Origin of the sequence: Rothia sp. HMSC062H08, from assembly GCF_001810775.1 — a bacterium.
Taxonomy (GTDB): domain Bacteria; phylum Actinomycetota; class Actinomycetes; order Actinomycetales; family Micrococcaceae; genus Rothia.
The window spans coordinates 285,442-298,320 of record NZ_KV802651.1 but is presented as its reverse complement, the minus strand read 5'-3'; the positions used below and the strand labels follow the sequence as shown (position 1 = coordinate 298,320).

General features: G+C 60.3%; 12 protein-coding genes. 2 read left to right on the top strand and 10 right to left on the bottom strand.

Annotation, left to right across the window (positions count from 1 at the left end; all coding sequences use genetic code 11):
* The 9 genes from HMPREF2765_RS09240 to HMPREF2765_RS01560 all read right to left on the bottom strand — a co-directional run.
* Nucleotides 1-389, bottom strand: a 389-nt coding sequence (locus tag HMPREF2765_RS09240; RefSeq protein WP_210390858.1) for a hypothetical protein, incomplete at its 3' end; no start/stop codon positions are given.
* Between the two features lies 1 nt (nucleotide 390).
* Nucleotides 391-1,638, bottom strand: coding sequence for a site-specific DNA-methyltransferase (locus HMPREF2765_RS09140; protein WP_168163555.1), 1,248 nt, complete (start codon nucleotides 1,636-1,638; stop codon nucleotides 391-393).
* A 92-nt stretch (nucleotides 1,639-1,730) separates the two neighbouring features.
* Nucleotides 1,731-2,816, bottom strand: coding sequence for a redox-regulated ATPase YchF (ychF, locus tag HMPREF2765_RS01590; protein WP_070604100.1), 1,086 nt, complete (start codon nucleotides 2,814-2,816; stop codon nucleotides 1,731-1,733).
* 296 nt (nucleotides 2,817-3,112) lie between these two features.
* Nucleotides 3,113-3,745, bottom strand: a complete 633-nt coding sequence (locus tag HMPREF2765_RS01585; RefSeq protein WP_005508461.1) for a response regulator transcription factor — start codon at nucleotides 3,743-3,745, stop codon at nucleotides 3,113-3,115.
* A 139-nt stretch (nucleotides 3,746-3,884) separates the two neighbouring features.
* Nucleotides 3,885-5,153 (bottom strand): sensor histidine kinase, encoded by a 1,269-nt coding sequence (locus HMPREF2765_RS01580; RefSeq protein WP_070604099.1) that lies wholly within the window; start codon nucleotides 5,151-5,153, stop codon nucleotides 3,885-3,887.
* 140 nt (nucleotides 5,154-5,293) lie between these two features.
* A complete protein-coding gene (locus HMPREF2765_RS01575; RefSeq protein ID WP_070604098.1) occupies nucleotides 5,294-6,052 on the bottom strand; it encodes an ABC transporter permease in 759 nt (252 codons plus the stop codon).
* A gap of 55 nt (nucleotides 6,053-6,107) precedes the next feature.
* Nucleotides 6,108-7,061, bottom strand: coding sequence for an ABC transporter ATP-binding protein (locus HMPREF2765_RS01570; RefSeq protein ID WP_070604097.1), 954 nt, complete (start codon nucleotides 7,059-7,061; stop codon nucleotides 6,108-6,110).
* Nucleotides 7,062-7,434: 373 nt separating this feature from the next.
* Complete coding sequence (locus HMPREF2765_RS01565) at nucleotides 7,435-8,520, bottom strand: 4-hydroxy-3-methylbut-2-enyl diphosphate reductase (protein ID WP_070604096.1); 1,086 nt, start codon at nucleotides 8,518-8,520, stop codon at nucleotides 7,435-7,437.
* 27 nt (nucleotides 8,521-8,547) lie between these two features.
* Nucleotides 8,548-9,765, bottom strand: coding sequence for a dehydrogenase (locus tag HMPREF2765_RS01560; protein ID WP_070604095.1), 1,218 nt, complete (start codon nucleotides 9,763-9,765; stop codon nucleotides 8,548-8,550).
* A gap of 155 nt (nucleotides 9,766-9,920) precedes the next feature.
* Here HMPREF2765_RS01560 and xseA point away from each other — a divergent pair, with 155 nt between their 5' ends.
* The gene (xseA, locus tag HMPREF2765_RS01555; protein WP_049360474.1) at nucleotides 9,921-11,222 is read left to right on the top strand and encodes an exodeoxyribonuclease VII large subunit; all 1,302 of its coding nucleotides are present in this window, start codon (nucleotides 9,921-9,923) and stop codon (nucleotides 11,220-11,222) included.
* Between the two features lie 53 nt (nucleotides 11,223-11,275).
* The gene (locus HMPREF2765_RS01550) at nucleotides 11,276-11,533 is read left to right on the top strand and encodes an exodeoxyribonuclease VII small subunit (protein WP_049327598.1); all 258 of its coding nucleotides are present in this window, start codon (nucleotides 11,276-11,278) and stop codon (nucleotides 11,531-11,533) included.
* A gap of 121 nt (nucleotides 11,534-11,654) precedes the next feature.
* On the opposite strand, the gene HMPREF2765_RS01545 is transcribed toward HMPREF2765_RS01550, so the two are convergent.
* On the bottom strand, nucleotides 11,655-12,878 hold the full coding sequence (locus HMPREF2765_RS01545) for a pyridoxal phosphate-dependent aminotransferase (protein ID WP_049349325.1): 1,224 nt from the start codon (nucleotides 12,876-12,878) through the stop codon (nucleotides 11,655-11,657).
* Nucleotide 12,879 lies beyond the last annotated feature (1 nt).

Sequence of the window (12,879 nt, the reverse complement as noted above, 5' to 3'; positions counted from 1 at the left end):
CCTTGAGTCCATTCACCTGCCACTAAAGCACCAAGAAAAGGATTAGCAAAATGATAAGTTATCCTCAGCGGGATAAGCGCATTAGCAATTTCACCAGCCTTATTAACTGAATGCTTTGTGTAGCGCCTCCAAGCACTTTCGATAAAGGCAACAGGAGTGCCGATAATCTCCTGTGTACCTCCACGTTCCAAAACGAAGTCTAGGTCATGTTTATTTTGGTGCACATCGACCCATGTAACTTTCTTCTTTTGGCCTCGCGCAGGTCTAGGACCTTGGCGGTCAACATATAGGTCAAATTCATAAGCAATAGGAAGAAGCATATCGTAAAAAGCTTGTTCCATCATATAGCCAGCAATTTGCCCCAACGCGTGCGAAGGTGAAGTAGCCATATTATCCCTCAATCCATAGATATCCCTCATGCAGAGGATGATTATGCTTACGGTTTTTCCATTTAGTATTACGATCTCGAACTTTAGTAAATGACCAGGAGTTAAACCCTGCTGCTACAGCAAGCTCGCCAAGCCATTTTTCTACTGGAGCGTGAACACCATACGGAGCTGAATCTCCCACTACGTAGCACACTTTTGCTCCTGTCTTAGTCGCACGTCGCAGCGAGTGAAATACCTTTGCATTATCATAAAAATAGCCAGCTAGCATTGTGTTATATGCTTTATGCCCTGCACGTTCTTTACGAGCTTTTGTAAGATCATCATACACAGGCATAAATTCATTCATGATAGGACTCATCAGAGGAGATTCAAGGGCCTCTTCTGCATTCCAACGCCCCATATTTTGTGTAGCGGATCGTAACAAAACAGTTCGTAGTTCTCGCAAGTCTTTCCACCCTTCAATTTCTCCAAGTAAAATCTGCTCCAGGCGAAGAGTGTCAGCATAATCATAATTATTAGCGTAAGGGGGGGATGTAATTACCGCTTCAGCCCAATTATCCTTAACACCTACCAGATTTCTTGCATCAGAATGAAGTATGGTAGCCGTTGCAGGGTTATCCCCAAGCAAAAATTGTCGTTTTTCCATATCTGATGCAAAAAGCTCACCAGCAGACGCGAAAGCACTTAGCGGTTCAGCTACGCGACTTTTGGTTTTATTCGGCAATACATACTGCCATTGCGCAGTGCCTGCCGGAGAGCATGCACGGATAATCGAGATGAACGCAAGCCATAATAGTTCAGCGATTCCATCCGTATTCTGCTGGTTCAATACCTCATCGCGAATCCTCAAAAGTGTATGTAATGATGCTGAGTCAGGGAAACACTTGGCAATAAGAGGTGCTGTAGGTACCTGAACTGGACGATCTATTTTAACTGCCGCCAATACCTCATCTACACGTTCGCGTAGCTCATCTGGATTTTCGGTCCATAAAAGCTTTGCACTTGCGATACGCGCGACCATTGGATGGGCTTCTGTAGCCACAGATTCTATTTTCTGCTCTTGCGCAGCGAGCAAAGTTGTTCCAGAGCCTCCAAAAGGATCAAGTACCGTTTGCGCTCCCCAATGCCGCATCAAGCTACCGGCCCAATCTGCTGAGTAGCCAGCGCTGTATCGGAACCATCTGTGAACAGGACGCTTCATGTTATCTGCGAAAGTTGTTGTGTTCCGGAGGTCTCCAGCCCCAGTCATAAGGAACTTCTCAGTATCTTCTGCAAATGAAGGTACGAGTAATCTTGTATCCATTATTCTTCTACCCCTATGGTATTTGGAACCGACGTAGATTAGACGTTGAAGCGGAACTCGACTACGTCGCCGTCCTGCATGATGTAGTCCTTGCCCTCCATACGGACCTTACCGCGAGCTTTCGCCTCCGCCATGGAGCCAGCCTCATCCAGGTCCTTGAACGACACAACCTCAGCCTTAATGAAGCCGCGCTCAAAATCAGAGTGAATCACGCCAGCAGCCTGCGGCGCAGTATCACCCTTATAAATAGTCCAGGCGCGAGCCTCCTTCGGGCCAGCAGTCAGGTAAGTCTGCAGCCCCAGGGTCGAGAAGCCCACGCGAGCCAGCTGGTCCAGGCCGGACTCATCCTGACCGTTCATCTCCAGCATCTCGCGAGCCTCCTCCTCAGACAGCTCCACCAGATCAGCCTCCAGCTTCGCATCCAAGAACACAGCCTCAGCCGGCGCCACCATGTCACGCAGCTCCTGCTGCTTCTCCTCAGACGCCAGAATGCCCTCATCCGCGTTGAACACGTAAATGAACGGCTTAGCAGTCAGCAGGTTCAGCTCCTTCAAATGAGCCAGCTCCAGCTTCGCGTCCTTCGCACGAGAAATGATGGTGTCACCATCCTCCAGGATCTTCTGCGCAGCCTTGTAGGCCTCCAGCTGAGCGGCGTCACCCTTCTTAATCTTCACAGCCTTCTCCAGACGCGGAATAGCGTTCTCCAGAGTCTGCAGGTCAGCCAGAATCAGCTCAGTATTGATGGTCTCCATATCGGAGGCGGGGTCAACCTTGCCGTCCACGTGAATGACGTCCGGGTCATCAAACGCACGTACCACCTGGGCGATAGCGTGCGCCTCACGAATGTTCGCGAGGAACTTGTTACCCAGACCCTCACCCTCAGAAGCGCCCTTCACAATACCCGCAATATCAACGAACGAAACAGTCGCAGGCAGAATACGCTCCGAACCAAAAATCTCAGCCAGACGGTTCAGACGCGCATCCGGCAGGTTCACCACGCCCACGTTCGGGTCAATGGTCGCGAACGGGTAGTTAGCCGCCAGCACGGTGTTGCCGGTCAGAGCGTTGAACAGGGTGGACTTGCCCACGTTAGGCAGGCCAACAATGCCGATAGTTAGAGCCACAAGTTTTCCTTCGAATCATGTACCCCGCCAAACACTCAGGATGCGCCGCGTACGTGATGCGGCGGGTGCGGGCGGGCACAGGGCGAAAATGGTGCCCGCTTCCAAGCGCAACACCGCCAGTCTCAAGAAGAAACGGGTGCGGGGCGCCTGCGGGCATAGACACTACCATTCTACCGTGTTCACGCAGGAGCCGCCCCGAGTGCAGGGATAGGCACCGGTTAGGAGAAAGTGAAGGCGAAAAACTGAGGCGAGGAAGCATCATCGCTCCCCCGCCCGAATTATTGAGAAGCAGCGAGTTAGAGCCAGCCGTTCTCCGTGGCAATACGCACCGCATCCTGACGAGTCGACGCACCCGTCTTCGCCATCGCCGCCGACAAATAATTACGCACCGTACCCGCCGACAAAAACAACGCCGACGCAATCTGCTGAGCCGTACCACCCGACGCCGCCTCACGCAGCACCTGCGCCTCACGCTCCGTCAACGGAGAAGCACCCGTCACCAAAGAATCCGCCGCCAACGACGGATCCACCACACGCAACCCCGCATGCACACGACGAATCGCCTCCGCCAACTGGCGAGCACCCGTATCCTTCACCACGAAACCACTCGCACCAGCCTCCAGCGCACGGCGCACATAGCCCGGGCGGCCAAACGTCGTCACAATCAGCGTGCGCACCGGCTCACCCGACTCACTCACCGCACCCGCATCACGCAGCGCCGCAGCCGCCTCAATACCATCAGCCAGCAAAGTACCGGGCATCTGCACATCCAGCAGCACCACGTCCGGCTTCAACAGGGCGACAGCGCCCAGCACCTCATCACCACTACCGACCTGACCCACAATCTGCAGGTCAACCTCCAGGCCCAGCAGGGCGGCAAGAGCCTCACGGATGAGCTGCTGATCGTCAGCGAGCAGAACACGAATCATGGGAGCCTCCCAGGGGGCGAAGACGGGGTGATAATGGCGGGCGGAACAACCGCGTGAGGTTGTCTACCACCACCATACAGGGGCGGGTAGCTCCCCCGTCCAGGGCGCGGCGCCAAGTTCCACAATCTACAGCACCTATTTACAGCAGTGAGGTGTCGCCGTCCATGCTCACACGGATGCGCGTACCCACCCCACCGCCGGGGTTCTCCGCCAGCCACTGCTCGGGTGCCGCCTCGATCACCACGCTACCGCCGGACGCCGCCACGCGCTGAGCCATGCCCGTCAGGCCGTTACCGCGGGCATCGCCCGCACCCACGCCGTTATCGAGGATGTCCAAACCGGTTGCGCTCAGACGCACCCGCGCCGCGTTCGCACCCGAGTGGCGCACCATGTTCGTGACCGCCTCACGCAGAACCCAGGAGAACAGCTTCGCGTTCACGCCAGCCACCGCGAGCGCACTCTGAGCATCCGGCAGTTCGGCGCGGATACCGGCAGTCTGCAGGGCACGACCCGCACCCTCAATCTCACCCGAGAAGTCGGGTACGCGCAGGCGGGTGACGGTCGAGCGGACCTCCGCCAGGGATGCGCGAGACAGCTGCGCGATTGCCTCCATTTCGACGCCGGCGCGGGCGGGGTCAATCTCCAGCAGGCGCTGCGCCAGCTCAGCCTTGAGGGTGATGACGGTCAGGGAGTGGCCCAGCACGTCGTGCACGTCGCGGGCAATCTCCTCACGCTCCTCGGAGAGCGCCAGGGATGCACGCGCCACGTCCGCGCGTTCGCCCAGCTCAATCAGGTAGGAGAAGCCCAGCATGCCCACCATCGGCGCACCGATAAAGAGGGCAATTCCGCCGTGCGCGGTGACGTCAAAGCTGGTACCCACCATAAAAATTAGCCAGCAGGCCAGGGCAATCGTCGCGGCCACACCGAAGCGCAGGGGGTAGGGGGCGATTGTGCCAAAAATCCAGAACGCCACAAAGTACATGCTGAACGACAAGAACACCATATACGCCGATTCCAGCCGCAGCGCCGTCAGGCCAGCCACAGGCAGCGCCATCAGTAGCGTCCAGATGACGCTTCGACGCACCGTGGAGGCGACCGGCACCAGCCACGGCACCGCGTACGCCGAGCAGTTCACCACCGCGAACAGCGCAATCAGCGCCACGCCGGTCCAACGCACCGACGCCAGTTCCGGGGCGGTGAGGAAGCTATCCAGCGGCATGAGCAGAAACACCAGCCACGGGGCGCTAAAGCCCAGCGCCAGCCAGTTCACGCTGCCGCGGCGTTCACGGTAGAGGAAGCGGAAACGGTTCTTGCCCAGGGTGCGCTTCGCGGCGGAGGGTGCCGCCTCGTTCTCCGTGTGGGGGTGTTCGTTCTCGTAGGAATGGGTGTGGGTGTGGGGTTCGGTCATGGTTCTAGCCTAACGTGCAAATACCGCGGGTGCAGATATCACCGGTGCGGCGGCTTCAACGGGTACAGCGCGGGTTCGGTGCGAGTGGATACGGATTCCGCCGCAGCCTCGAGGTTCAAGGCTGCGGCGGGAAGAAGCGTTTAGCGGCGAGTTGCGCGGCGCATCAGCAGGGCAGAAACACCCAGGAAGATAGCCGCCCACACGACCAGGCTCACTACGGCGTACCAGAGCGGCTCGGTCACGAACCAGTCCTCACCACCCAGAATAATGGTCTGACCTGCGGCGAAGGGGTAGCGGGCAATCTCGGCAGCACCGTACAGCGGGGTGAAGCGGGCGTACTTCAGCAGGTCGGTGCTCAGCGGGGAGAACACGGTACCGAAGAAGCTCATAATCACCAGCAGACCGTTCGCAATGGACACGGCGTTCTCGTTACGAATCAGCAGACCCATCATGATGCCGTAGAAGGCGAACACCAGACCGCACAGCACCGTCAGCGCGCCGGCGGCAAGCTGCTGGTTCACAGGGATCTCAACGCCGGTAAACATGCCTACAATGTTCACCGCAATCACCGGCACCGCAGAAATCACCAGGGCGGTCAGAGCCTTCGCGCCCAGGTACTTGCCGGTGGTCAGCGGGGTCAGCGCCAGCTGGCGGTTCCAGCCGCTGGAGAGCTCGGTGACGGTGCTACCGCTAATCGCCACGGTGTTCTGCACGGCGCCGTACAGCGCCATGCCAATCATGACGTACGCTGCTACGTTGCCGTCACCCATCGGCTGGGAGGAGTAGTCCTGCATCGCGCCAAAGAGCAGGAAGAAGACGATGGGCAGTGCCACGCCGAAGAAGAAACGGTCGGTCGAGAGGATAGAAGCGCGGATGTCGTAGAGTGCGTAGCGGAGCATGATGTTTTCCTTGAGGTGTGTAGCGGCGGCGTGTGGTGTTGAGGCGGTCTAGTGTTTAGGCGTCGGATGCCTTGGAGGCGGCGGCCTGCTCGGTCAGCAGGGTGAAGGACTCGTCCAGGGAGGGCTTGGTGACCTCCAGGTCGCTGATGCTGTAGTTGTTCAGCAGAGTGCGCAGTACCTGCTCAATCTCCAGCACGGAGATGCGGTGGCGGTACCCGCCGGACTCTTCGGTCACCTCGACCGGCACATCCAGGTCGGTGATGGGTGCGGGTGCGAGGAAGGAAAGGTGGCGGTGGCCGGTCAGGGCGCGAATCTCGTCGGAGGAGCCGTCAGCGATGATAGAGCCGGATTCCATGAGCACGATGCGCTGGGCGAAGTTCTGTGCTTCTTCCAGGTAGTGCGTCGCAAAAAGAATGGTCGTTCCACGCTCGGCGATGGCTTCCATGCGCTCCCAGAAGGTGCGGCGCGCATTCACGTCCATGCCGGCGGTCGGCTCGTCCAGGATCAGCAGTTCCGGCGAGTGCATGGTCGCCAGGGCGTAACGCAGACGCTGTTGCTGACCGCCCGAGCACTTGCCGACCTTACGCTTAGCAATCTCGGCCAGGTCGGCGCCGGCGAGTACCTCATCCACGTCAATAGGCTTGGGGTACAGCGCCGCAATCATCTCAACCGTGGCGCGAATCGTCAGGTCCTTGAGCAGGCCACCGGTCTGCTGAACCGCACCGAGTAGACCGGCGCGTGCCGCCTCGGAGGCGTTGCGACCGAAGACGCTCAACTCGCCGCCGCTGGGCTGGGTCAGACCAAGAATCATGTCGATGAGGGTGGTCTTGCCGGCGCCGTTGGGGCCGAGCAGTGCGATGATTTCGCCGCGCTTGACGGTCAGGTCAATCGAGTTGACGGCGACCACGGTGCCTGCCGCGCGGGTGGAGAAAACCTGGCGGAGGGAGCGGGCGGAAATAACGGTTTCTGCGGTGTTTTGCTTGCTATTCTGAAGTGCTGCGGTGTTCATGTTTCTATTACACCGCCGGTTTTCGCACCGGTGCGGTACAGAGTGTCATGACCTGCCCATGACAAATGTCATGAGTTCGCGGAGGGGTTGATATGACGCGGTAATTTCCGGGGTAATAGGCCCTGGGCAACGAGGGTGCAGCGGAGGCGGTCACACGAAGCGGGGGCTCCGTCCTCGAAGCGCCCCCAGGCGCTGAAGAGGGGGCACTCCCCCGCGTAGCGTGAGCGCGACGCTGCATAAGCGTCCCCCTCTACTCCCCCACGAGCGGAACCCGGCGCATACCGCTGCCCCAAACCGTGCATCCTCAGGCACGAAAAACCCCGTGTCTTCTCCCCACACGGGGAAGAAGACACGGGGTCATAAGCTAAAAGTCTTAGCGAGTGGGCTTAGCGCCGCGGCCACCGAGCTGGCGGCCTACGTTCTCGTCATTCTTCAGGGCGGAACGCAGCTCCTTCGGCAGGGAGAAGAGAATATCTTCCTTCGCGGTCTCCACCTCTTCGATGGTGTTGTAGCCGTACTCGGCGAGCAGAGCCAGCACCTCCTGAACCAGAACCTCGGGCACGGACGCGCCGGAGGTCAGGCCCACGGTTGCCACGCCCTCAAACCAGGACTCGTCCACCTGGTGTGCGAAGTCCACACGCTCGGCACGCTTAGCACCGTATTCGAGTGCCACTTCCTTCAGACGCACGGAGTTCGAGGAGTTCGCCGAACCAACCACGATCACCAGGTCGGCGCGCGGTGCAATCTCCTTGATGGCGCCCTGGCGGTTAGAGGTTGCGTAGCAGATGTCGTCCGAGGGCGGATCCTGCAGGGAGGGGAAACGCTCACGCAGACGCGCCACGGTTTCCAGGGTCTCATCCACGGACAGGGTGGTCTGAGAAATCCAGACGACCTTCTCCGGGTTGCGGACGGTCACCTGATCCACCTCGTCGGGCGAGTTCACGATCTGGATGTGCTCGGGCGCCTCACCGGCGGTACCCTCGACCTCTTCGTGGCCGGTGTGACCGATGAGCAGGATGTCGTAGTCCTGCTTGGCGAAGCGCACAGCCTCGCGGTGCACCTTGTTCACCAGCGGGCAGGTCGCGTCAATAGTGTTCAGGAAGCGGTCGCCGGCTGCGGAAACCACCGCCGGGGACACGCCGTGCGCCGAGAACACGGTCACGGAACCTTCGGGAACTTCATCCACTTCATCAACGAAGATAGCGCCCTGCTTTTCCAAGGTCTCCACCACGTGGCGGTTGTGAACAATCTGCTTGCGCACGTAGACGGGCGCACCGTAGTGCTCCAGCGCCTTCTCAACAGCAATCACGGCACGGTCAACGCCTGCGCAGTAACCGCGCGGGGTGGCGAGCAGGACTTTCTTCTCACCGGTGACGGGCGCGGCGGCTTCAACGTCGGCGCGGCTGCGGCGCTCGCGGGGTACGGGCGGCAGGCCCAGGGCAATAGTTTCAGTGGACATGGTTACTATCCTACGTTGTTCGGACTTTTAGTGTGTGATGACTGTGGCACCGCTCGCAGGGCTACGTCCCAGGGCGATGAGGCGAATCAGAATACCGAGCAGCAGGGCGAGGATCGCCATGACCAGCCCGTAGCTTGCCGCCGCCTGCAAGTGCCCGGTCAGTGACGGTGCAAGCTGGTTCCATACCCCGGTAATCAGCGCCGTTCCGGCGGTGCTGTGGCTGGTAATTCCCAGGGATTCGGGGCTTTGGGCACCAAACCAGGCTGCGGCACCCCAGCCCAGCAGGGCGTAGAGCAGAGCCGTAACCACCGGCACCAGGATGCGGTGCCTGGGCGCCAGCAACGTAGCCAGCAGCAGGCTCAGCACCGAGATGACGGTCAGCGGCATGGTGGATTTGCCCAGCGCGGCGGCACGGTTAATGCCGGCGTGCAGGAACCACTCCTGCTGCTCCTGTTGTCCCTGCTGACTGTTGCCGTCCTTCACCCGGTCAATGTTGAGGGTTTCAGGGCCGAGCTTGGTCAGGTCAGGGTCGAAGGAGCCGATAGAGCCGACCTTCGCGTCCAGCGCACGGTAGAAGGGGGTGAGCACAATGACGGCGGGGCCGTCCTGGTGTTCAAGGTTGTAGCGGCGAGTTTCCTCGGCTATTTCCTTCCAGAGGCTTCGATATTCTTCAGTTTTTGACAGCTCAGCCGCGGAACGGTTGAGCATGGAACGTATGCCGTCTTGTGTCGGCTTTACAAGAATGGAGTATAAGCCGCTTTGTTTGGTGCCGTCGAGGAAGGTTGTCATAGCCTCCGACTTCATGAGGTCTTCGACTGCGCCGTCCGCGATGCGCGAGGCGAGCTGCGAATCCTCCGCCAGGTTGGAGGAAATCTGCGAGAAACCGCGCTCTGACATGAGCTTGGAGTTCACCCAGGCACCCGCGGTTGCACCCAGACCGGTCACCAGGGCCAGGGCGCACAGCACAACGGTCAGGAACCTCCGCAAACCTGCCGCAAAAGGAGGCTCGGGGGCGGCATGCAGTTCAGCCTTGGTGGGGGCTGCGGCGTGGCCGAGCGTGCGCGTGGGCTGTAGCAGAGTGGTGTCTTCATCCGCCGTATAGTAGCCGTCCGTGCGGGTAATCCGAGTATCGACGACTCGGGTCGCGTCCGCCGGGTAGTTTTGCGCGCCAGTACCCGCCGCTGACGAAGCCGCGGCGGTGTTGAGGGCGTTGTTCTGATGTGCTGACTGATCGGGTGAGCGCATGAGCCTAGGGTACCCGCTCACAGTGTTCAAAGCCGATTCAGACCCGCAGAATGCGCCAGAAGCTAAGTTCTGCCTGCACTGCGTGCAAGCTACCCGAGTCGCCAGGCTGACCTGTGCGCAGGCGCATAACCGACCAATCAGGGACAATAGAGATTATGAACTTCTACAACCCCTCCGCAGCGCAGCCGGCACCCGCGCTGGTGGTGCCGCCCGTGCACGAGCGGCAGCTTCCCGGGAAGTCTCAGGAAACCACCGCCACCAACCCCTGGCCCCTCGCCCTGCTCGCGCAGAACCTCAAAAACTACGTAGACAAGGTTCCCGAGCTCTGGGTGGAGGCGCAAGTCGCCTCCCTCAACGGCCGCGGTGGCAACGTCTTCATGGAGCTCAAAGACCTCAACGAAGACTTCTCCTTCACCCTCGCGCTCTTCGGGCGTGCCGGTAGCGGCCTGGCGGCTGATGTGACCGTAGGCGCTCGCATCGTCACCCGCGCCAAGCCGAGCCTGTGGAAGAACGGCAAGCTCTCCCTCATCGGCAAGGAAGTGTACGCGGTCGGCACCGGCAACCTGCACGAGCAGCTGCAGCGTCTACGTGAAGCTCTCGCCGCTGAGGGGCTGTTCTCTGACGCGAGGAAGAAGCCGCTGCCCATGCTGCCGAATCGTGTGGGTCTGATTACCGGTCGCGATTCTGACGCGGAGAAGGACGTTATCCGCAACGCCTCCCTGCGCTGGCCCGGCGTGGTCTTCGAGGTGCGCAATACCCGCGTGCAGGGTGAAGGCGCGGCGGCTGAGGTCATTGCCGCGCTCGCCGAACTGGACGCCCACCCGGAGGTGGACGTCATCGTCATCGCCCGAGGCGGCGGCTCCTTCGAAGACCTGCTGCCCTTCTCTGAGGAGGCGCTCATCCGCGCCGTCGCGGCGGCGGCCACCCCGGTAGTCTCGGCAATCGGTCACGAGGCAGACTCCCCCATCCTCGATGCGGTTGCCGATCTGCGCGCCTCCACCCCCACCGATGCGGGTAAGCGCATCGTGCCCGATATTTCGGAGGAAACCGCCCGCATCACCGAGGCCCGCGCCCGCCTGGACCGCGCGGTACTCGGCTACGTGGGCATGCAGATGAACTACATTGCCCAGCTGCGAAGCCGCCCGGTGCTCACCCACCCGGAGTCCTCCCTGCTCATGCGTGTGGAGGAGCTGAGCCAGCTACGCGAGCGCGCTCACCGTTCGGTGCAGCACCGCTTGGAGCGTGAGTCGGCGACTCTGTCGCATACGTTGGCGCGGGTGCGTTCGCTCTCGCCTGCGCAGACGCTCAACCGCGGCTACTCCATCGTTCAGGATGCCGCGGGCGCTATTGTGCGTGACGCTTCGGGGCTGAGCGAGGGCGAGCAGATTACGGTGCGTGCGGCGACCGGTTCGGCGCAGGCGGCCGTGACTTCTACGGATCCCTCAAACATCTCCTAAACCTCGATACCCCTACGTTTTACCCCTAGTTTTTACCCCTGAAAGGTTCCTCAATGAGCGAGAACATTAGCTTCAACAGCGCCGAGCTGGGCGCACCCGTCGAAACCCTCGGCTACGAGCAGGCGCGTGCCGAGCTGGAGCAGGTCGTGCGCCAGCTGGAGTCCGGCGCCAGTGATTTGGAGACCTCCATCGCCCTGTGGGAGCGTGGCGAGGCGCTTGCCGCCCGCTGCGAGGCGTGGCTGCAGGGCGCGCAGGAGCGCCTGAACGCGGCACGCGGCGCACAGGCTGGTCAGGAGAACCTGGCAAACTAAAGCCGCTTCCAGCACCCGCTCTGGCACATCCGCCAGCCGTCAAACAAAAATAGCCTGCCCCGCAGCTCATCAGAACTGCGGGGCAGGCTATTTCTGTCTATATGTAGCAGAGGCGGGAAGGCTAGTGCTTCTGCTTGTAGTCAGCCATGAAGTTACCCAGGCGCTCCAGGGCACTGGTGAGGGTCTGCGTATCGGGCAGGAACACCAGGCGGAAGTGGTCCGGGTCCTTCCAGTTGAACGCGCGGCCGTGGCTGAAGAGAATCTTCTGGCTCTTGAGCAGGTCCAGAGCGAACTGCTCGTCGTCGGTAATGTCGAAGCGCTCAACATCAATCTTCGGGAACAGGTACAGAGCGCCGTCCGCGCTGGTGCAGCTGATGCCGTCAATCTCGTTGAGCATCTTGTGCGCCAGGGTGCGCTGCTCGTACAGGCGGCCGCCGGGAACAATCAGCTCGTTAATGGACTGGTAGCCGCCGAGCGCGGTCTGGATGGCGTGCTGTGCCGGAACGTTGGCGCACAGGCGCATGGAGGCGAGCAGGTGGATGCCCTCAAGGTAGCTTGCGGCGTCCTTCTTCGGGCCGGTGATAGCGACCCAACCCGCACGGTAACCGCAGACGCGGTATGCCTTGGACAGGCCGGAGAAGGTCAGGCAGAGCACGTCGTCGCCGGTGAGGGTCGCCATGTTGATGGCCTCTGCGCCATCGTAGGTAATCTTTTCGTAAATCTCATCAGAGAACACGACCAGACCGTGTTCGCGTGCCACATCCACAATCTGCTTAAGCACGGAACGCGGGTAGACGGCACCGGTGGGGTTGTTCGGGTTAATAACCACGATTCCCTTGGTGCGCTCGGTAATCTTCGACTTAATGTCTTCGATGTCCGGGTACCAGTTGTTTTCCTCATCGCAGAGGTAGTGCACGGGCTTGCCGCCGACCAGCGCGGTGGCTGCGGTCCACAGCGGGTAGTCGGGCATGGGGACCAGGATTTCGTCGCCGGTCTCGCACAGTGCCTGCAGGGTCATCGGGATCAGCTCAGACACACCGTTACCCAAGTAGATAGATTCGGTGTCGAGGTTCATGATGCCGCGGTTCTGGTAGTGGTGCACAATGGCGGTACGTGCCGAGTAGAGGCCGCGGGAGTCAGAGTAGCCCTGAGTTTCGGGCAGGTGACGAATGATATCCATCATGATGGCATCCGGCGCCTCAAAGCCGAAGGGTGCGGGGTTACCAATGTTCAGCTTGAGGATGCGGTGGCCCATCGCTTCCATGCGATTGGCTTCATCCAGAATGGGGCCGCGGATGTCGTACAGGACGTTGCTCAACTTTGAGGACTGACGGTACTTCGTCATG

Bases quoted from the DNA above. Each gene is read 5' to 3' on its own strand.
- HMPREF2765_RS09140 (WP_168163555.1), bottom strand. From the start codon at position 1,638: ATGACTGGGGCTGGAGACCTCCGGAACACAACAACTTTCGCAGATAAC.
- HMPREF2765_RS01585 (WP_005508461.1), bottom strand. From the start codon at position 3,745: ATGATTCGTGTTCTGCTCGCTGACGATCAGCAGCTCATCCGTGAGGCT.
- HMPREF2765_RS01580 (WP_070604099.1), bottom strand. From the start codon at position 5,153: ATGACCGAACCCCACACCCACACCCATTCCTACGAGAACGAACACCCC.
- HMPREF2765_RS01575 (WP_070604098.1), bottom strand. From the start codon at position 6,052: ATGCTCCGCTACGCACTCTACGACATCCGCGCTTCTATCCTCTCGACC.
- HMPREF2765_RS01570 (WP_070604097.1), bottom strand. From the start codon at position 7,061: ATGAACACCGCAGCACTTCAGAATAGCAAGCAAAACACCGCAGAAACC.
- HMPREF2765_RS01565 (WP_070604096.1), bottom strand. From the start codon at position 8,520: ATGTCCACTGAAACTATTGCCCTGGGCCTGCCGCCCGTACCCCGCGAG.
- HMPREF2765_RS01560 (WP_070604095.1), bottom strand. From the start codon at position 9,765: ATGCGCTCACCCGATCAGTCAGCACATCAGAACAACGCCCTCAACACC.
- xseA (WP_049360474.1), top strand. From the start codon at position 9,921: ATGAACTTCTACAACCCCTCCGCAGCGCAGCCGGCACCCGCGCTGGTG.
- HMPREF2765_RS01550 (WP_049327598.1), top strand. From the start codon at position 11,276: ATGAGCGAGAACATTAGCTTCAACAGCGCCGAGCTGGGCGCACCCGTC.
- HMPREF2765_RS01545 (WP_049349325.1), bottom strand. From the start codon at position 12,878: ATGACGAAGTACCGTCAGTCCTCAAAGTTGAGCAACGTCCTGTACGAC.